Genomic DNA, 19,344 nt, shown 5'->3' with positions numbered 1-19,344 from the left:
GTTACTCCTGTGCGGCGGATAGGGCGTCGGAAGTGCGGGGACGGGGGGTCTGGACGGCGGCCACCATGCGGACCAGTTCACGCTCAAAACCGATCTGCGCCCGGTTGGTGCGCCCGGCGACGTGCAATTGGCCGTCGCGGTAGATGGCCCATACCTGGGAGTGGCTGAGATAGCTCATGGCCAACCCTACCATCAACAAAGCGAACCCGGCGTAGACCACCGGGATGCCGGGATCGGCCTTGATCTGGATGCCGGTCTGGCCCACCAGTTCTTCAATCACCAGCCGCTGGCCGAGTACGCTCACCGGTTTGCCGACCCGGGCGGGGGTGGCCGCCTCGCGGACGGTTTCACCGGTGCGCGGGTTGAAGGGCAACAGCATTAGGCTGCCCTGCAGACCGCGGGTGACCATCTGCAGAGCCACCCGGCCGTCTTTGTCGAAGGGGATTGCCTGACCCCAGGCTTCCTGGCCATTTGGGGCTTCGATAGGCTGCATCGGGATGGTGAGCACAGGGCTGTCGTTGAGGCGCAGCTTAAAAGCACCGACCGCCCAACTTGCCTGGTACATCGTCACCCCGTCGTAAATCAGCGGGTCGTTGACGGAGATGGTTTTGCGCTCCAGTTCCTTGCCTGCGGGGCTCACCACCGAGAGATCCGAGTGAAACTGGTCCACCGAGCCGTCCGGGCGGTAGTCGATCCAGAACTTGTTGACGCGCACTGTCCAGTCGGGCGGGCGCGCCAGCGACAGGCGCGACTGCTCGACTTGTTGGATGTCGAAACTGTCGCCCGCGAGGGTCATCCGCTGGGTCTGGTAACCGCCGAAGGCGCCGATCATCGCCCCCGCCATGATGAGCAGCAGGCTCACGTGCACGACGATAGGTCCCACCCGACCGATGGTGCCCTTGGTGGCGTAAATCAAGTCGTCGCGCTGATAGACCTTGTAGCGGCCGGCGCGTAGTTGCTCGGCCAGCGGCCCCGTGCCCCGGGCGGGAATGGCCGTGCGCAGGGCATATTTGCTGAGCTGGCGCGGTTCGGTATAAAACTTCCAGTTTTGCGCCGCCTTGAGCATCGGGATCTGGCGGCGGAAGGTACAGATAGTCAGGCTCGTGGCCAATAGCAGCAACAGGGCCACGAACCACCAGCTGCGGTAGACTTCGTCGAGCCCGAGACTGATGATAAAGCGCCAGGTGACAAACCCCCAGACCACCGCACCGGAGTCGGGATAGTTCTGTCGATAAAAATCGGTCGATTCGCCCTGGGGGATGACCGTGCCGGCGATGCTCGCGGCGGCGATGGCCAGAAAAAGCCCGATGGCCAGTTTCAACGAACCGAGCCAGGCGGCCACCTCATGCCGGATATCCCGCCAGAGGGATGTCATAGGGCGATGCTCCAGGGATCTCGAAACCCATTGTAATCCGTCGCTCCCCATGCCTCCCAGCCGGGGGATCAACGGGACAAACACTGCGCGGCGCTAAGATTGAGGTACGGCGAGGTTTCGACCCATGGCTCAACAGACTGCTTTGAACATTTACTCCGGCCGCTTCGGCACCTACGAAATCACCGAGGCCGACCGCCGGGGTGTGCTCATCTATCGTCTGGCCCTGCTGGCGGTGGCCGTCAGTTTCGCGGCGGGGGGCGCTGTGGCCCTCGCCGGCGGCTCGCCGTGGGTGGTGACGGTGCTGTTCGCCGTGTTTGCCGCCGCCCTCGGGGTGGCCCTCGCCACGATCCACATTTATATGCTCGCCCTGCACCGCGCACTGTGGCTGTTGTGGGCGGTGGGGGTGACGGCGAGTACCGTCCTCACCCTCAACACCGGAACCCCCCTGGCCCAAATCGCCTACAGCGAACCGGTAGGGCTCATCGCCACGGGCTTTGTCTTCGCGGCCCTCACCGGTGTGTGCGTCAAAGAATCGTTCTGCTTCGGTTGGTGGGAAACGGTGCTGGTGGTGCCCGCTCTGCCGCTGTTGCTGCTCGGGCATCTGGGCGGGATCCTCAGCCCGGCTGTGGAGACGGGCCTGTTCGGCGTCTGCGCCGCGTCGCTGTTGATCTTTGCGGTGCGCAAGTTCTCGGTGCCCGCCCCCGACGATATCGGCGACAAGTCCGTCCACGCCTACGTGCGGGGAGAAATCCATGGATGAAGTGCCCTGGTGGCTCGAAGAGTGGTGCAGGCAAAACGGCTACAGCGACCCGTGCTGGGTCGATGAACCGGATCAGATCCTCGGGGGGCGCTGGTGGGCTTTTCCGCCCCACGGCGTCATGCCGCTGCCCGTCGATCCGCTTGGGGTGGGCGAGGCGTTCCAGGCCTTCGACCGCGCCATGGACAGAGTCGAACTGGTCGTCGACGAGGCGCTGGTCCAGGTGGACACCCACGTGAGCCCCCTGGTGCATCGCTTCGAAGAAGCCTGCGAATCGGCCTTCAAAGCCTGGGGACTCGACCGGCTGTTCGAGGAAGAAGAACACAGGCGGTAACGGCGCCGTGGATGGACGCCTTGTGATACTCTGTCCACATGCAGACCAGCGACACTCTCCTCCTTGCTGAAGCCGTCGGTCACCTCAAGCGGTCGGACCCGATACTGGCCGCGATTATCGAGCGGGTGGGCGACTGCAGCTACCAAACTTCGGCGGCAGGCACTCACTTCGACGCGGTGGTGCGCGCCATCGTCTACCAGCAACTGTCCGGCAAAGCCGCCGCCACCATCCACAAACGCCTGTGCGACTTGTTCGACGGCCGGCCGCCCCTGCCCGCCGAATTGCTGGCGGTCGAAGCGGCGGCCCTGCGCGGCGTCGGCCTCTCGCGCCAGAAACTTAACTATCTAAAATCCCTGGCAGCCCAGGTGGAGTCGGGCGCTCTCGCCATCGAGACGCTCCACATCCTCGAAGACCAGGCGATCCTCGCCGAACTGATGCGCCTCAAAGGAATCGGCCGCTGGACCGCCCAGATGTTTTTGATGTTTCGCCTTGGAAGGCCCAACGTACTCCCCGAAGGCGACCTGGGCATCCAAAAAGCCATCCAGCTTGCCTACAGCCTGAAAGCGCTCCCTTCACCCAAACAGATGGCGGCCGTGTCCGAGCCGTGGCATCCCTACTGCACGATCGCCTGCTGGTACCTCTGGCGCAGTCTCGAATAGGTGCCAGGAAAAACCCGCTGCCCGTCAAGTTTGCAAAGCCTTAGTCGCTTCACTCCTCAACACATTTGCAGCCCAACGACAAGCCAACTTCTCCGCCGCAGTCGACACGCGTCGTGCAGGCCCTGGAAGAATAAACCCATCCCACCCGCCAATTCTCGTACTCAACCGTGCCGTGAAGTCCGGGGGGTGTCGGGGGGGTGGCACCCCCTCGACGCGGGGAGGCTGGAGAGCGCGAGAGGGGAACCCGAAGGGGGTTCCGCCTCTCGCTCCATAGACTCGCGTGCCCAGCCAGCACATTCACCCTGCTCCTCCGTGGCCGGTCGGCACGATAAGCCACGAAGAGTCGACCGACGCGACCTGTTGAATATGCCCGTCGGTATCGAACCTACTCCAGTTGTTTACGGAAGCGGTTGGCGCTGATTGCCAACAGCAAAAAGGCGGCGGCTCCCAGCACCAGCACGTTCGGCCAGAGCACCTCGAAGCCGACGCCCTTGAGGAGCATTCCCCGCACGATGGCGATGTAGTGGCGCAAAGGGTTGACCAGCGAGACGACCTGAAAAAATTCGGGCATCGTCTCGATGGGAGCGATGGCGCCCGACAGCTGGATCAGAGGCAAGTTGACGAAAAACGAGGTGAGCACCACCTGGGTCTGGGAGCGGGCGACGGTGGCGAGCATCATGCCGATGCCGACACCCACACAGATATAGAGGCTGGTGAAGACCATGAACAGCAAAAAGTTGCCGAGAAAGGGCACCCCAAAGACCAGGCGGGCGATCCCCAGAGCCAGCAGCGCCTCGCCCACCAGCAGCACAAAGAGCGGCGCCAGTTTGGCGAGCAGAATCTCCCAGGCAGCCGCAGGGGTCATGAGGAGCTGTTCGAGGGTGCCCACGTCCTTTTCGCGCACGACCGTGGCCGAGGAGACCAGCGAGGAAGTGAGGGTGAGCACCAGACCCAAGACCCCGGGCACAAAAAACCAGCTGCTGCGTAAGCCCGGGTTGTAGAGGATAGCCACCATCGGGTCGATCGCCGGAGGCACATTGCCGGACAGCGTGTAGCCGAACTGCCGGACGATCTGGCCTGCGTAGCCATTGGCGATACCGGCGGTGTTGGCGTCGACGCCATCGATCAGTAGCTGCACCTCGGGAGTCTGGCCCCGGGCCAGATCGCGCCGAAACTCCGGCGGAATGACCAGGGCGGCGGTGACCCGGCCGGTGCGCACCGCCTCGGCGACCGCCTGTGGGCTGCTGGGAGCTGCCGCTACATCGAAGATGCCGTTGTTGGCAAAGGCGGCCACCAGTTCGCGGCTGGTGGCGGTGCCCGCGTAGTCGGCGACGGCGAGCTTCAGGTGCTTGACGTCGGGGCTCAGGGCAAACCCGAAGATCATCAGCTGCACGGTGGGCGGAAAGAGCAGCAAAAAAAGCAGCTGCCGGTTTTTGAGAATCTGGGTAGTCTCTTTGCGCATCAATGCCCACAAACGGCTCTCAAGCAGGCTTTCGAGAAATTTCATAACCCTACCCCGGCAGTTGCATGCGTTTGAGGTTGCGGAAGCTCGCCATAAAAAACACCCCCCCCAGCACGGCGAGCAGCAGCGGTGCGGACCACACCCCCGGCCAACCGGTGCCCCGCACAAAGGCGTCGCGGGTAATCTCGATAAAGTAGCGGGCCGGAACGATGTTGGCCACCAGCGAGAGTGGAAAAGGAATGTTGCTGAGCGGGTAGATAAACCCCGAAAGCAACAGGGCGGTGAGAAAGCCGCTGGTGGCCACCGCCTGCACCGCCGCACTCTGGCTGGCGGTGCGCGTGCCGATAAAAAGCCCAAAAGAGACGCTCGCCGCGATCATCAGCACGGTGCCCACCACCAGAGGGGTCGGGTCACCCGCCAGGCGCAGGCCAAACAGCACCGCCCCGAGGGCAAACACCGCCACCGCCTGGGCGACCCCGACCAGAAAGTAGGCGAGCCCCTTGCCCAACAAAAATTCGGCCGCGCTCAGGCTGGAGGCGTACACCTGGATAATCGTGCCCTGTTCCTTTTCGCGCACCATGGCGATGGCCATCAACAGCGGCGGCCAGATGGCGAGCACCACCGCGAACACCCCCGGCACGATGTAGAGCGCCTCTTCGCGCCCCGGGTTGAACCACAGCCGCGAGCGCAGGGTAATTGCCGGGGCTGTGTCCGAGCGGGTGCCCAAATAAAAGTTGGTCACCGAGCGCACGCTGTTGCGGATGACCCGGGCGTTGTTGCCGTCGGTGCCGTCGATGAGCGCCTGGACGGGGGCAATCTTACCGGCGTCCAGGCGGCGGCTGAAATCCGGGGGGATAATCACGACCACCCTGGCCACCCCGGCATCGAGCAGCGCTTCGGGATTGCCCCGGCCGTCCCAGTCGACCGGCGCGAACTGATTGGTGGCATAGAAGCGCTCGACAAAGGCGCGGCTGGTGGGAGAGCGATCGAGATCCTGCACCGCCAGCGGAATGTTGTTGGCCTCCAGGCGGATGGCATAGCCAAATATCAACAATGTCGCCATCGGCAACAATACCGCGAGGGCGACGGTGAGCCGGTCGCGGCGAAACTGGGTGAGTTCTTTGGCGCACTGGGAGAGGATGCGTTTCATGGCGCCTCCCGGCGGGCGCGCTGGACCATCGCGATAAAGGCGTCCTCCAGCGAGTAGCCGATTTCCCGGGTGCGCCCCAGCGCCCGCAGCCGCTCCAGGGCGTCGCCGTCATCGAGCACCACGTGCAGCCGGTCGCCAAACAGCGCCACCCGCCAGGACTCCTCCGCAAACAGCGCGCGCAACTCGCGTACCGCCCGGGGCAGGTCGTCGCTCACCACTTCGTAGAGTTGTCCGGGCTGGCGGGCTTTGATCTCCCCCGGCGTCCCCTGGATCACCAGTTCCCCTGCCACCATGAAGCCTAGCCGGTGGCAGTGCTCGGCCTCCTCGAGATAGTGGGTGGTGACCAGCACCGCGGTGCCTGAGCGGGCGAACATCTCGATGAGGCGCCAGAACTGCCGCCGGGCGAGCGGGTCCACCCCCGAGGTCGGTTCGTCCAAAAACAGCACCTCCGGCTGGTGCATCACCGAGGCGCCGAAGGCGACCCGCTGCTTCCAGCCCCCCGGCAGCTGACCGGTGACCAGATTCTCCTGGCCCCTCAAGCCGCAAATGTCGATCACCCAGTCGATGCGCTCGCGACGCAAGCGGCGGGGCACGCCGTAGACGCCGCTGTAAAATTCGAGATTTTGCAGAATGCTCAAATCGTCGTAGAGCGTGAACTTCTGACTCATATAGCCCAGGCGGCTGCGCAACTCGTTGGAGCGCAGTCGGTCGCTCTCGCCTGCCAGGGTGACCGAGCCGGTGCTGGGGGGCAACAACCCGCACAGCATCTTGATGGTCGTCGTCTTGCCCGCGCCGTTGGCGCCCAACAGCCCATAAATCTGGCCGGGCCGCACTTCGAGGCTGACATCGTAGACTGCCCGAAATTGCCCGAAAGTCTTGCTCAGGTGGTCAGCACCGATGGCGACCGCCTCCGCCGCAACCGATCGGCTCAGCGGGTGGGGGAAATCCAGCAACGGCGGGTCTGAACCCCGTTGCCTAAGGCGCGTCACAAAGACGTTTTCGAGGGTCGGCTCGGCGCGGCTCACCGCCGGAGAGAGCCCCGAAAGTGCACCCGCCACCGCCCGCTCGCCCCGCTCGGGGTCCGCCACCAGCACATCGAGCCTGTCGCCAAAAGTCTGTACGTCCTCGACATCTTCGAGGGTCTGCAGCGCTTGCTCGGCGCGCTGCAGGTCGCCGGCGTGCACCTCCAGGCGGGAGAGTCCCAGCCCGGCGCGCAGGCGGGCGGGAGTATCGGGCGGCTCGAGTCGTCCCCCGTACATCAGGGCCACCCGGTGGCAGCGCTCGGCCTCATCAAGGTAAGGGGTAGCGACCACCACGGTTACCTGCTCTTCGGCGAGGGCGGCGAGCACGTCCCAAAATTCCCGACGCGAGACCGGGTCGACGCCGGTGGTGGGTTCATCGAGCAGCAAAATCTCCGGCTGGGGAATGAGAGCGGCGCACAGGGCCAGTTTCTGCTTCATCCCGCCGGACAGTTGCCCGGCAAGGCGGTCTGCGAAGCGATCGAGATCGACAAGCTTGAGATAGCGCGAGCGCCGCTCCTCGAAGAGCCCTTCGTCCACCTGCTTGAGCCCGGCGCTGTAGCGCAGGTTCTCATCGACGGATAGATCGAGATAGAGCGAAAATGGCTGGGTGATGTAGCCGATTTGCAACCGGGCGTCGCGCGGTGGCCGACCAAACACCGAAACGGTGCCGGCAGTGGGTTCCATCACCCCGGCCAGGATCTGAAAAGTCGTCGTCTTCCCGGCGCCGTCCGGCCCGATGAGGCCGAACACTTCGCCGCGGCGAACGGCAAAATCGATGCCGTCTACCGCTGCAAGCTGCTTGTAGCGCTTCACCAGACCCCGGACGACGATAGCGGGCGCGTCGGGAGCAGCCGGTTGCAACAGTTCGGCCGGTTGCAGCGAAGTCACGGCGTCTCCTCCGTCAAGATTTCGGCGTCGGCGGGCATGCCCGGCTTGGCATAGCCCGCCGGATCTTCAAGCAGCAGCTTCACCCCGAAAACCTGGCGGACCCGCTCGTCGCGAAAGTAGATGCTCTCCGGCGTAAAGGACGCCTGCGGATCGACGGCGGCCACCCGGGCCGCCAGGGGCCGCTCGGGAGCGGAATCAAGAAACACCCTCGCTTTTTGGCCGACGCGCACCCGGCCTAGCTGCCCTTCCGGGATGTAGCCCCTGAGGTACACCGTCCGAAAATCGAGCAGCGAGAGGACCGTCTTCCCGGCGGTGACCACCGCCCCCGGTTCGACGCTGCGGGCGGTGACCACCCCGTCGATGGGACTTGTGATATTGAGATAGGCAATCTGGGCCAGCAGCTCGCGGCGGGTGGCCTCGGCATTTTTGACATCTTCCTCGGTCGCGAGCAGTTGCGAGCGCGCCTGGGCCAGTTGGCGGCGCGCCACATCCAGTCCGGCCGTGCGCACCGCCGGGTTGAGGGCTGTGGTGCGCGTCTGGGTGAGGGTGCCTTCTGCTGCCGTCACCTGTTTGCGGGCGGCGTTCACGGCGGCCTTGCGGGCGGCGAGGGTGGCCTGGGCGGCGTCGAAGGTGGTTTGGGCCTGGTCGAACTGTTGGACGGACGTGGCACCCTCGCGCACCAGCTGCTCGAAGCGGTTGCGGTTGGCGACGGCAAGCTTGAGGTCCGCCTCGGCCTCGCTCACCTGCGCCTCGGCCTGGGCGAGTTGCGAGCGGGCGGCGGCCACCTGGGCGTCGGCCTGGGCGATGCGTCCCCGGGCGTCGCCGCGCGACTGGGTGAGTTCCAGCTGCGCCTGGGTCACCTGCGCCTCGAGCACGTCGATTTGCAGCCGGGCCTGGCGCTGCTGCTGGCGAGCGGCGGCGATGCGCGCCACCGCTCCCGCCAGTTGGGCCTGGATTTCGGCGTCGTCGAGCTGGACGATGAGCTGCCCCCGACGCACCGCGTCCCCTTCGCGCACCGTCACCCGGTCGACCCGACCGGCGGTCTTCGCGCCCACGTCGGTCTCGTAGCCTTCCAGCCGACCGCTCAGGGCGAGCCGGTCGACGGGCGGTCGCGACAGGGCAAACCACCAAAAAAAGACCCCGGCTCCCACCGCCAGGAGTCCCCCCAGCAAAAGCAGTACGCGCAGGTTCGGCCCTTTTTTTTGGGCCGTTGCGGCAGCACTGCCGTCTGGATCAAAAGCCGGTGTGGACGTCGTCTGCTGCATAAGTTCCCCCAGCGGCGAGAGCGGTACAATGGCCTTAACTACACGGTTTAGTAAAATCATAGGCCAGCTTTCCCGATGTGGATGCGCGCGGTGTGAAAATTTTTGTTGAATAAGCCTGTAGTAGGATCGAGCCCATGCCCCATCCAGAGCCTCTTGCCGCCGAACCGACCCGCGAGCGGGCGCTGCCTCCCCACGCCGGGCGGGGTCGGGCCAAGCGCGAGCAGATTTTGCGCGGGGCGCTCGCGGTCTTTGCCCGGCACGGGTTTGCCGGCGCCAGCATGGACCGGCTTGCCAGCGGTGCGCGCGTTTCCAAACCCACCCTCTACAGCCATTTCCAGAGCAAGGAAGGATTGTTCGTGGCGCTCTTTGAGTGGGCCTGTGCGGTCCATCTGCACTGGGAAGCGCCCGAGGCGGCCGTGGGCGCCGAGGGCGAGCTGCAGGAGCAGATGGAGCGGTGGCTGGCGATGGCGCTGACGCCCGAGGCGGTGTTTTTGCTGCAGACGGCCCTGAGTGAGTCGGCCCGGTTTCCGCAGTTGGGGGAGCTGTACGTGCGCACGGCCCTGGAGCCTCTCAAAAGCCGTTTGCTCCCCTGCCTGCAGACTGACCGCGATCCGGAGGCGGCAGCGACACTGCTCTGCTGTGCGCTGTTTGCCTTTGTCGGATTTAGCGAGATCCTGCGGGGACAGTGGGTGGCGCCGGTCCAGCGCGGCGAGTTTGTCGATGGGCTGGCAGATCTGGTCTCGGGCCGCGCCGGGGTCGGGGAGGCGGCGGGGATAGCAACCCTTCCGGTCGAGCCTGAGCCCGTTCCATCGGAGGACGCCGGGGCCGACGAGCGGCGCGAACAAACCTTGCGCGCGGCGATGGCGGTGTTTGTGGAGCACGGCTACACCGGGACGAGCATGGATATGGTCGCTGCCCACACGGGGCTGTCCAAGCCGACCCTTTACAGCCACTTTCAAGACAAAGAGGGGCTGTTCTCGGAACTGATTGCCCGGGTGACGATCCGCCGTTCGTTTTTGCTGCTGCAGCCGGGGCTGTTCGACGCGCCGACGGCGGTGGTGTTCGCCAGGCAGGCCGAGGCCCTCCTCGCCAAAATCGACGACCCGGAGTACCACGCGGTGGTGCGCCTGGTGCTCAGGGAGGCGGTGCGTTTTCCGGAACTGGGCAGACTGTACACGCGGACGGTCATGCAACCCGGCTTTCGCCTTTTGGGCACGTTCCTGCAGCACTGCCGCCCGCGGCGGTTGCCCCCGGCGACGCTGACGGTGCTCTACTGCACGCCGCTCATCGGGTTTGTGCTCCTGCACGCGCTGCTCGGGGGCAGCCGGTGGTTCCCCGTGGAGCGCGAGCGCTACAGTGCCTGCCTGGTGCGTCTTTTGACCGGGAGCGCCCCACAGGCCGAGCGCGAAGCGGGCGAAGGGGCGTGATAAGATGAGCGCCGGGATCGGTCTTTTATAGAAGCAACTATTGTGGTCTATTTTCGCAAGATTTTGATTGCCAACCGGGGCGAAGTGGCGCTGCGCATCCTGCGCACCTGCAGCGAACTCGGTATCGGCACCGTGGCGGTACACTCGACGGCCGACGCCCTCTCGCTGCACGTGCAACTGGCCGACCAGGCGGTGTGCATCGGCGAACCGATGGCCAGCAAGAGCTATTTGAGCATTCCGAATTTGATCTCGGCGGCCCTGACGCGCGACTGCGACGCCGTCCACCCGGGCTACGGTTTTTTGTCGGAAAACGAGCGCTTCGCTGAAATCTGCGCCGATCACGGCCTCACTTTTATTGGCCCTTCGCCCCGGGCGATGGTGCTGATGGGCGACAAATCCACCGCCCGCGACACGATGAAGGCGGCGGGGGTGCCCACCGTACCCGGCTCCGAGGGGCTCATCGACAGTGAACAAGAAGCCTACGAGGCGGCCAAAGCGATTGGCTACCCGGTGATGATCAAGGCGACGGCCGGGGGCGGCGGGCGCGGCATGCGCATTGCGGGCAACGAGCGCGACCTCATCAAAATGGTCCAGACCGCCCAGCGCGAGGCGGAGGCGGCCTTCGGCAACCGGGGGGTCTACATCGAGAAGTACCTCGAAGAACCCCGGCACATCGAATTTCAGATTCTCGCCGACCAGCACGGCAACGTCGTGCACCTGGGCGAGCGCGACTGCTCGATCCAAAGGCGCCACCAGAAATTGCTCGAAGAATCCCCCAGCCCCTTTCTCACCCCCGCGATGCGCGAGCGCATGGGGGAGGCGGCCCTACAGGCGGCGAGGTCGATCAACTACGTGGGGGCGGGCACCATCGAGTTTCTGGTCGACAAAAAGGGCGACTTTTACTTCATGGAGATGAACACCCGCATCCAGGTGGAGCACCCGGTCACCGAGATGCGCACGGGTATCGATCTGATCGCCGAGCAGATCCGGATCGCCGCCGGGGAGCCGTTGGGCTACACCCAGTCCGACATCCGCATGGAAGGCCACGCCATCGAGTGCCGGATCAACTGCGAGGATCCCAATAATGACTTTCGGCCCACCCCGGGCACGATCAGCGCCTATCTGGCGCCGGGTGGTCCGGGGGTGCGCATGGATTCTCACCTGTACCCGGGCTATAAGGTGCCGTCCCACTACGATTCGCTCTTGGGCAAGCTGATCGTCTGGGGCCGCAACCGCGACGAGGCCATCCGCCGCATGCGCCGGGCGCTCGCCGAGTGTGCGATCACCGGGGTACCGACCACCATTCCCTTTCACCTGCGGGTGCTCGACAACGCCTGGTTCCTGCGCGGCGACGTCTACACCAACTTTGTCCAGCGACGGATGAGCGAGTGATCAGCCCTGGGGGGCATCGCCGGTCGTCCCGTGGCATTCGAGGGCGACCTTCGGCGGCGCATCGGCCTGGCCGGATTTGCCGTTGGTCTTGAAGGGTTCTTCGAGCACGGCGATCCGCTTTTGCATCTGCTGGACCGACTTTTGCATGTGCGGCAATTGGCGAAACACGGCCGAAGCTTTAAGCCAGGTGTGACTGTCGCTGGCGGGGATGTTGCCGTAGAGCACCTGGTTCGCCTCCACCGATTTCCAGATGCAGGATTTGACCGTGGCGACCACGTTGTCCCCGATGTGCAGATGTCCGGCCACGCCCACCTGACCGGCCAGCATGACGTTGCGGCCCACCGTGCTGCTGCCCGCGAGCCCCACCTGGCCGCAAAGCAGCGTATTTTCGCCGACACTGGAGCCGTGGCCGATCATCACCAGGTTGTCGAGCTTGCTGCCGGATTTGATGCGCGTCTCGCCGATGGTGGCGCGGTCGACGGTCGTACAGGCGCCGATCTCGACGCGGTTTTCGAGCACGACGCTCCCCGACTGGACAATTTTGTACCAGGTGCCGTCGGCTTGTTTGGCATAACCGAATCCATCGGCACCGATCACAGCTCCATTTTGGACGATGCAGTCTTCACCAATCACGACGTGCTCGCGCACGACACAGTTGGAATGGATGGTGCTGTTGCGGCCGATGCGCACCCCCGGGTAGATGGTGCAGTTGGGGTAGACGGTGACACCGTCCGCCAGAACCACGCCCTCGCCGATGACGCTCGAAGCGCCGATGCGCACGTTGTGGCCGCAGACGGCCGTGGGGGCGACGACGGCCGTGGGGTGGACACCGTGGGGTGCCGGCGGGGGCGAATAAAATAATTCGATCGCGTGGGCAAAGGTGAGATAGGGATTGGCGTGCCGCAGCAAAGGCAGGGGCCATGCCGCAGAAGCCTCAAAATCGGCCGGGACGATCGCCGCCGACGCTTTGGTGTGGCGAAGCTTGGCTTTGTATTTTGGGTTGGAAAGAAAGGTCAAATGTCCCGCTTCTGCCTCTTCGATGCCCGCTATACCGACGATGTCGACTTGTCCATCCCCCTCAAGCGCACAGCCGAGCTTCGCTGAAATATCCGATAATTTCATAACACTTTCCATCTGTTGTTTAAGTACAAAGGCGCCGTTCGAGCGCTCGCGAAGACCAGCTGCGCTAGGACTATCGTTCGGCAAGGCCCGGAACCTGTCCGGGGCCTGCCCCACGAAACCGCCTGGGAAATTGTGGCGCGGCACTCCTCGGGGAGCTGCCAGAATATGGGATACAAAAATTTAATCGGCAAATCAAGTTTTCGACCCGGCCCCGGTGGGTCATGCGCAGAGCCCGCTTCAAGAATGATAACAAGATTAAAGCTTTGACGCCCTTATCGCCGCCGGACGGCGGTCGAAACCAGCCCGAATCCACGGAGAATCCGTGGGCGGTTGCGGCCTGGCAAAACCGGCCAAATCCATGCAACAGGCCGCACCTGCTTGGCGACTCAGGCCAGCCTTGTGAGCATTGTAACGATACCTTGCTGGCCGATCAGCAATTCCTGGGCGAGAGCGACGAGGGCAAGCCAGACAAACGGGGTCATATCCACCCCGCCGAAGGTGGGGATGACCTTACGCGTGGGGCGCAAAAACGGTTCGGTGGGCCAGGCGACAAAGTTGTAGGGCGGCCGGTTGAGGTCGAGCTGCGGAAACCAGGTGAGTACGATCCGAAACAAAAACAGCAAAATATAGAGGCTGAACAACAGCCTCAACGCATTCGCCACGATTTCCCAGGTGCCCACGCCAGTCTCCTCGCCGGTTCTGCCGTCTATTTTAGGCCGCAGGCTTGGCTGGATCCGGCTGCGAGGTGCCGCGATGACGATTGAAGCCGACTTTCTCAGGCGCATCCCCGCCGAAGCGCTGCGTACCGAGGAAGGCGTCGATATGCTCGACTTGCTGGACCTGGTGGGGATGTTGCCTTCGACGTTCTCGACGGGTTCGATGCGAGCTTCGACGCCTCGGGGGGCGGGGACTAAACCCTCCGCCCGTGCGTTGCGGCACCTCCCGACGCGGGACTATGCTGAGGCGGCGCCCGTTCCAACTCGGCCGCACCGAATGCATCCGATGCTGGAGAACAAGCCCTTTTTTCTCAAAGCTTCCGCCGAGCGCGTGTGCCTATTGCTGCACGGGCTGGGGGGTGGTCCTTACGAGATGCAGCCGCTGGCCGAATCGCTGTACGCACAGGGGCTTTCGGTGCTGGCGGTGGCCTATCCCGGCCACGACAAACCCGCCCGCCGCATGCCCGCCTCCACGTGGCCCGAGTGGTACGGCCACATCGAGGCCACCTACCGCAAACTCGCAGGGGCGTTTGCAAGCATCAGCGTCGTCGGCTTCTCCACCGGCTGCCCGCTTGCTTTGCACCTGGCGGCGCACTGGCCGGTGGCGAAACTGGTGCTGATCAGCCCCTTTGTCTCCGTACGCCACCGCTGGTTCTATCTGCTGCCGCCGGAGGCTTATCTGTACTCAGTAGGCCGGCTGTTGCCGCAGGTGCCGCGCCGACGTCTGCCGGTGCGCGACCGGGCGATGCGCGAGGCCGCCGAACAAGCCGCCTACTACCGCACCTTCAACCTCTGCGCCGTGCGCAGCGCCCTTGCCCTTGTCGGCACGGTCAAAGCGGAATTGTCCCTGGTGCGCTCTCCGTTACTTATCTTGCAGTCGCGCCGGGACAGCGTCGTGGCCCCCTCGGGGGCCGAGTATATCTACCGCCGGGTACGCTCTCGCGTCCGGCAATTGCACTGGTTTGACAAATCCGACCATATCCTGCCGCTCGATCTCGAACGCAAAGAGGTCTACGAACGGGTGGGCCGATTTTTGCTTTGACGGTTGTTCAAAGAGCGTCCCCCGGCATCGCTTCGTGGGATGGCTTTTCGTCATTTACCTACAGCTCGATTGCAGTTGCAGGGGTGGGGCACGTGTCGGAGCCGGGTGGGTCCACTTTTTGCGTCGGCACCATTCTGCCTAACGACTGATGATGGAGGACAAGTATTGTTGCAGAGTAGGACCCTCCTCGCCCCGGTTTTCCGATTTCAAGAGGCCCATGCAAGTTTGAAGTGCGACAGCACCTGACTGAGCTAAGAATACCTCCCGCGGTGTCCGATAACCAAGCACTTTTCGCGGGCGGTCATTGATCAAGTCCATTGCCCTTTGCACCTGCTCTGGTTTGACTGTCCAAAAATTTGTCGACTTGGGAAAAACTGGCGGAGCAATCCATTCGTATGCTCGTTCAATCCTCGCTCCCAACAATGGTACGGCTTCGCAAAATAACACTCGGCTTCCAGCGCGCCAGTGAGCTCTTGATGACGACTGAACTCCTTGCCATTATCAAACGTGATCGTCTTCACTTTCCCTGCCGCTTCGCTCTGCAGCAACCGGATGCTCAAAGCGGTGACCGGGCCTGCCTTTTTGTTTTTGAGTAGTCCGGTCACTAAAAACTTCGATGCTCTGTCCACGTAGGTGACCAATCCACCCTGATGATTGGCGCCAATCACGGTATCGCCCTCCCAGGGTCGTTGCCCCAACGACCCCCAGTGACCAATCACCTGTTTTTGCTCAGCTTCCCCAGGCCAAAACTCAATATCTACGAGCTTTGGAATCAATCCACGCTTGTCTTTCGCTCCACCACGACGGCGGCGCACTTTCCGACCTTGACGCAGATACTTGCGGCAAGCTCCTAACCCTTCGTAATCCGCATAAATCAGCTTATAAATTGTCTCATGACTGACAAAGACTTGACCTTCTGCTTCTAGGCGACCGGCAATTTGTTCCGGGCTATGAAACTGTTTTAAGGCCGACTTGATACAGGCCAATAGCTCGGAAGACACTTTGAGAAAAGGGGTTTTTGCCTCTTTTCTGCGCGTCGCACTCAGCCAGCCTTCTGCGGGTAGATAGTGCCCGTCGAGTTGGTTGCGCTGGCATTCCCGAGCAATCGTGCTGCAGTGGCGTCCAAGCAACCGGCCAATGGCTCTCAAAGATAAGCAATCTTGGTATCGCAGAATATAGATCCGATGACGCTCCGGTAGGGTAAGCTGGCTGTAGCTCATGGGGGTTCCTGTTTGTTGTGGTAAACGTCAGGATACCTCTATGAGTCCCTCAACGGAAGGCTCTCAAGCGTTGCACTTTATTTTTGAATTGGCGTATATGACAAAATCATTTACACAAAATTCTTGACAGATCCGACAGTACCCAAAATGAGGAGTGCAGGCATGCAAATAGGAAAGCACAACGGCATCAATACAGCTCTCGAAACGTTTCTTGCTACCCCTCTAGACGAATTGCTCGAAGATGGCAAAGCCACAGCTCCCCTTGCGCTTTTCCGCCAAGTTGTCACCACAGTTCCGGCATATAGGGCTTTCTTAAGGGATCACGGCATTGATCCTGAAAGCATCAAGAGTAAAGCAGACTTCCAGCGCCTTCCTCTGATTACCAAAAAGAACTACCTTAAGCTGCACTCCATGGATAGTTTGTGCAGAAATGGCGACTTAAATGGCTGCGATATGATCGCTGTCTCATCAGGCTCAACGGGTCAGCCTACCTTCTGGCCAAGAACGGTGGCCGATGAGTTTGCTGTAGCTGTTCGCTTCGAGCAGATTTTCCACGATACCTTTTACGCGGAGCAACGTCGAACCCTGGCAGTCGTTTGCTTCCCTATGGGCAATTGGGTGGGTGGCATGTATACAGCCTCCTGTTGTCGCTGGCTCGCCTGCAAAGGGTACAAGATCACTCTTGCTGCCCCAGGAAATCAACCAAGTGAGATCTTGCGGGTCGTGCGCGAACTCGGGCCCAACTTTGATCAAGTGGTGTTACTCGGCTATCCGCCTTTTTTGAAGGGAGTCATAGATCAAGGCATCGCTGAGGAAATTGATTGGTCTAGCTTGAATGTGAGGATGGTATTCGCCGGTGAAGTTTTCAGTGAGGAGTGGCGATCCCTGGTCGCTCATCGTATCAGTTCTACGGAGCCGAGCTTGGACTTTGCTTCGCTCTATGGCACCGCTGATGCAGGGGTTCTGGGCAATGAAACTCCCCTGAGCATCCGCATTCGGCAGTATTTGGCTAGACATCCCGATGCTGCTCGACAGCTGTTCGGTGAGTCGCGATTGCCCACCCTCGTTCAATACGATCCGAAGCATCGATACTTCGAAACTGAGGGAGGCACTTTAATTTTTAGTGCCGATGGCGGGGTCCCTCTAGTGCGCTATCACATTGCAGACAGTGGGGGGATCTTGGCCTACGAGGAGGTACTGCACTTTCTAGGTGGCTTCGGGTTTGATCCAAGAGTGGGTCTAGAAAGAGGGGTTCGTCCCTTACCATTCGTCTATGTATTTGGCAGAGCCGACTTCACAGTGTCATTCTATGGGGCGAATGTTTACCCAGAGAACGTATCTATCGGGCTAGAGCAACCAGGAATTGCAGAGTGGGTGAGCGGCAAGTTTGTCCTCCAAGTTCGAGAGGATGCAGATCGCAACCTGGAGTTACACGTGATGGTAGAAATGGCACCTGGGCAAGCAGCGGACGAGTCAAGGCGTGTTGCTGCAAGTGAATCGATCCGTGCTCAGCTGGTGCGGCTCAATAGCGAATTTGCCAACTACGTGCCTACCAAAGCACAACTGCCTCAGGTCGAACTGCGGCCATCGGGAGATCCTGAGTATTTCCCAGTTGGCATCAAGCACCGCTATACACGTCGCTGATGAAGGCGTTTCCTCCTTTATTTTCGGGAAATGGCCGAACTCGCTCTATTCGCCTGGAACGCTATCGAGAGTTGCGCGGGATTGTCACGGTAAAGACGCACTGGTACCTATCGAGCATCGAAGCGAGTGCGAGCGAATTAGGTCGTCGGATACGTGGGCATTGGGGAGTGGAGAATCAGGTCCATTATCCGAAAGACGTGACATTTGGCGAGGACCGTAGTCGGATCCGGACCTTACCGTTGGTGCAAGTGTGGAGTGTGGCGCGAAGCTTTGCATTGAATCTGTACCGTTCGCTGCTGATGGCGAACCGGGCTCAGGCGCAGAGGCGCTGTATGTTTGGCTTATCGACCCTCAAAATCCTCTTTAGAATGAAATAGCTCTGGCCCATAGCCCGGCCAGGCAGTCGCTTACCGTCACGGAGTTTGACATGGAGACTGAAGAATTTCGTCCGACAGCGGCCGAGATCCCGGGCCAACAGTTGCCCTACCCGGCAAGCCAGGAGGACATGACGCCCGCCCCCGACACGGACCTGGCAAACTACAAACCGGCGGGCAAGCTCGAAGGCAAAGCGGCGCTCGTCACCGGCGGCGATTCGGGTATCGGCCGCGCCGTCGCCCTGGCCTTTGCGATGGAGGGGGCGCACGTCGCCATCTTCTACAACGAGAACGACGACGACGCCAAGCTCACAGCCGGTCTGGTCGAAGCCCAGGGCCGGCAGTGCCTCCTCATCAAAGGCGACGTGCGCGACCCGCAGCAGTGCCGCAGCGCCATCGAACAAACAGTCGTCAAGCTGGGCGGCCTCAATATTCTGGTCAACAACGCCGCTTACCAGAAGGCCCAGGAAAACTTCGAAGACATCACAGAAGAACAGTTCCGCCGCACGCTTGAGACCAATATCTTCGGCTACTTCCACATGGCCCAGGCGGCCCTTCCCTATCTCAACGCCGAGGACGCGATCATCAACACCGGCAGCATCGTCGGCCTGGTCGGTAACGAAATCTTGATCGATTACTGCGCGAGCAAAGGGGCGATCCACGCCTTCACCAAGGCCCTCGCCCTCAACCTCGCCAAACGCAAAATCCGGGTGAACGCCGTCGCCCCCGGCCCGGTCTGGACTCCGAACATTCCGGCGACAATGCCCCCCGAGGAAGTGGACAACTTCGGCCACGAAGTGGCGATGGAGCGCCCCGGACAGCCGGAAGAACTGGCACCGGTCTATGTGTTCCTGGCTTCAAAAGACGCGAGCTTTGTCACCGGCAGCATCTTCGAAGTGACCGGCGGCAAGCTCTCCAGCGGGTGACGGGTGCGGCGAACCCGTCACCTGCCCACCCAAACGAGAGCCGTCGATGCAACCGGATTCCTATCCTCCCGAAAGTGTGCGCCGCCTGCTTGCCACGCCCCTGGTCACCGCCAAGACCAATGAAGTGTTGAAGCAAAGGCTGGACGCCCAGCCCCAGGTGCACCTGTTCGACGAGGCGACCCTTGCCACCCTGCGGGCGACCGCCGCCCGGTTTTTTCCCCAATTGCAACGGCGGCAAGACATTGACCCGGCGAAGGATCTCGAAGCGCGGCTCGCCCGCGGGACGGGGGACGGCTGGCGCTACGACGAGATGCCTCCGGACTTCGAGGCGCACCGGCTGGGGCTTGCCGGTCTCGATGAAAGTGCCCGGCTGCTGTTTGGGGCCGGGTTCAGCGCCCTCGACGGCGCCTCCCAAGACGCGGTGCTGAGTGCTGTGCAGGCCGCAAAAGCGCCCGGTACGGCCTGGGAAAAATTGCCTGCCCGGCGCTACTTTGAAGAGCTGCTCGCCGAACTGACCGAGTACTACTACAGCCATCCCGACGCCCAGTCGGAAATCGGCTACGCAGGAA

General features: G+C 62.3%; 16 protein-coding genes and 2 pseudogenes. 10 read left to right on the top strand and 8 right to left on the bottom strand.

Annotation, left to right across the window (positions count from 1 at the left end; all coding sequences use genetic code 11):
• Position 1: 1 nt before the first annotated feature.
• A complete protein-coding gene (locus tag GLL_RS10465; RefSeq protein ID WP_231848436.1) occupies positions 2–1,375 on the bottom strand; it encodes a cytochrome c biogenesis protein in 1,374 nt (457 codons plus the stop codon).
• Between the two features lie 124 nt (positions 1,376–1,499).
• Here GLL_RS10465 and GLL_RS10460 point away from each other — a divergent pair, with 124 nt between their 5' ends.
• Genes GLL_RS10460 through GLL_RS10450 form a run of 3 tightly spaced genes read left to right on the top strand, consistent with a single transcriptional unit; the run spans position 1,500 to position 3,125 of the window.
• On the top strand, positions 1,500–2,135 hold the full coding sequence (locus tag GLL_RS10460; protein WP_011142018.1) for a DUF2301 domain-containing membrane protein: 636 nt from the start codon (positions 1,500–1,502) through the stop codon (positions 2,133–2,135).
• Entirely contained in the window at positions 2,128–2,466 is a 339-nt protein-coding gene (locus tag GLL_RS10455; RefSeq protein WP_011142017.1) for a hypothetical protein, read from the top strand. The genes GLL_RS10460 and GLL_RS10455 overlap by 8 nt, the downstream gene beginning before the upstream one ends.
• A gap of 38 nt (positions 2,467–2,504) precedes the next feature.
• Positions 2,505–3,125, top strand: a complete 621-nt coding sequence (locus tag GLL_RS10450) for a DNA-3-methyladenine glycosylase family protein (RefSeq protein ID WP_011142016.1) — start codon at positions 2,505–2,507, stop codon at positions 3,123–3,125.
• A 385-nt stretch (positions 3,126–3,510) separates the two neighbouring features.
• On the opposite strand, the gene GLL_RS10445 is transcribed toward GLL_RS10450, so the two are convergent.
• Genes GLL_RS10445 through GLL_RS10430 form a run of 4 tightly spaced genes read right to left on the bottom strand, consistent with a single transcriptional unit; the run spans position 3,511 to position 8,912 of the window.
• Entirely contained in the window at positions 3,511–4,632 is a 1,122-nt protein-coding gene (locus GLL_RS10445; protein ID WP_011142015.1) for an ABC transporter permease, read from the bottom strand.
• Positions 4,633–4,636: 4 nt separating this feature from the next.
• The gene (locus tag GLL_RS10440; RefSeq protein ID WP_011142014.1) at positions 4,637–5,737 is read right to left on the bottom strand and encodes an ABC transporter permease; all 1,101 of its coding nucleotides are present in this window, start codon (positions 5,735–5,737) and stop codon (positions 4,637–4,639) included.
• Positions 5,734–7,647, bottom strand: coding sequence for an ATP-binding cassette domain-containing protein (locus tag GLL_RS10435; RefSeq protein ID WP_011142013.1), 1,914 nt, complete (start codon positions 7,645–7,647; stop codon positions 5,734–5,736). The genes GLL_RS10440 and GLL_RS10435 overlap by 4 nt, the downstream gene beginning before the upstream one ends.
• Positions 7,644–8,912 (bottom strand): HlyD family secretion protein, encoded by a 1,269-nt coding sequence (locus GLL_RS10430; RefSeq protein ID WP_164928915.1) that lies wholly within the window; start codon positions 8,910–8,912, stop codon positions 7,644–7,646. The genes GLL_RS10435 and GLL_RS10430 overlap by 4 nt, the downstream gene beginning before the upstream one ends.
• Positions 8,913–9,046: 134 nt before the next feature.
• Between GLL_RS10430 and GLL_RS10425 the strand changes: the two genes are divergently transcribed.
• Complete coding sequence (locus GLL_RS10425) at positions 9,047–10,339, top strand: TetR/AcrR family transcriptional regulator (RefSeq protein ID WP_011142011.1); 1,293 nt, start codon at positions 9,047–9,049, stop codon at positions 10,337–10,339.
• 42 nt (positions 10,340–10,381) lie between these two features.
• Positions 10,382–11,731 carry an acetyl-CoA carboxylase biotin carboxylase subunit gene (gene accC, locus GLL_RS10420; protein ID WP_011142010.1) on the top strand — a complete coding sequence of 450 codons (1,350 nt, stop codon included), beginning with the start codon at positions 10,382–10,384 and terminating at the stop codon, positions 11,729–11,731.
• On the opposite strand, the gene lpxD is transcribed toward accC, so the two are convergent.
• Both lpxD and GLL_RS10410 read right to left on the bottom strand, forming a co-directional pair.
• Entirely contained in the window at positions 11,732–12,853 is a 1,122-nt protein-coding gene (gene lpxD, locus GLL_RS10415; RefSeq protein ID WP_011142009.1) for a UDP-3-O-(3-hydroxymyristoyl)glucosamine N-acyltransferase, read from the bottom strand.
• Positions 12,854–13,239: 386 nt separating this feature from the next.
• On the bottom strand, positions 13,240–13,533 hold the full coding sequence (locus GLL_RS10410; protein ID WP_011142008.1) for a YggT family protein: 294 nt from the start codon (positions 13,531–13,533) through the stop codon (positions 13,240–13,242).
• A 73-nt stretch (positions 13,534–13,606) separates the two neighbouring features.
• On the opposite strand from GLL_RS10410, the gene GLL_RS10405 reads away from it, so the two are divergent.
• Positions 13,607–14,611, top strand: a complete 1,005-nt coding sequence (locus GLL_RS10405) for an alpha/beta hydrolase (protein ID WP_197530167.1) — start codon at positions 13,607–13,609, stop codon at positions 14,609–14,611.
• Between the two features lie 222 nt (positions 14,612–14,833).
• On the opposite strand, the pseudogene GLL_RS10400 reads toward GLL_RS10405, so the two are convergent.
• Positions 14,834–15,831: pseudogene (locus GLL_RS10400) on the bottom strand (IS30 family transposase); the annotation flags it as partial.
• A 162-nt stretch (positions 15,832–15,993) separates the two neighbouring features.
• Between GLL_RS10400 and GLL_RS10395 the strand changes: the two are divergent.
• The 4 genes and pseudogenes from GLL_RS10395 to GLL_RS23690 all read left to right on the top strand — a co-directional run.
• The gene (locus GLL_RS10395; RefSeq protein WP_164928913.1) at positions 15,994–17,475 is read left to right on the top strand and encodes a phenylacetate--CoA ligase family protein; all 1,482 of its coding nucleotides are present in this window, start codon (positions 15,994–15,996) and stop codon (positions 17,473–17,475) included.
• On the top strand, positions 17,475–17,852 hold the full coding sequence (locus GLL_RS23695) for an ISAs1 family transposase (protein ID WP_011142004.1): 378 nt from the start codon (positions 17,475–17,477) through the stop codon (positions 17,850–17,852). Before GLL_RS10395 ends, GLL_RS23695 begins: the two co-directional genes overlap by 1 nt.
• A 50-nt stretch (positions 17,853–17,902) precedes the next feature.
• A complete protein-coding gene (locus GLL_RS10385) occupies positions 17,903–18,775 on the top strand; it encodes a glucose 1-dehydrogenase (protein WP_011142003.1) in 873 nt (290 codons plus the stop codon).
• Between the two features lie 46 nt (positions 18,776–18,821).
• A pseudogene (locus GLL_RS23690) lies at positions 18,822–19,307 on the top strand (gluconate 2-dehydrogenase subunit 3 family protein); the annotation flags it as partial.
• Positions 19,308–19,344: the final 37 nt, after the last annotated feature.

Source organism: Gloeobacter violaceus PCC 7421 (genome assembly GCF_000011385.1).
Lineage (GTDB): Bacteria > Cyanobacteriota > Cyanobacteriia > Gloeobacterales > Gloeobacteraceae > Gloeobacter > Gloeobacter violaceus.
The sequence above is the reverse complement of the archived record's forward strand: the minus strand, read 5'-3'. Positions and strand labels throughout refer to the sequence as shown.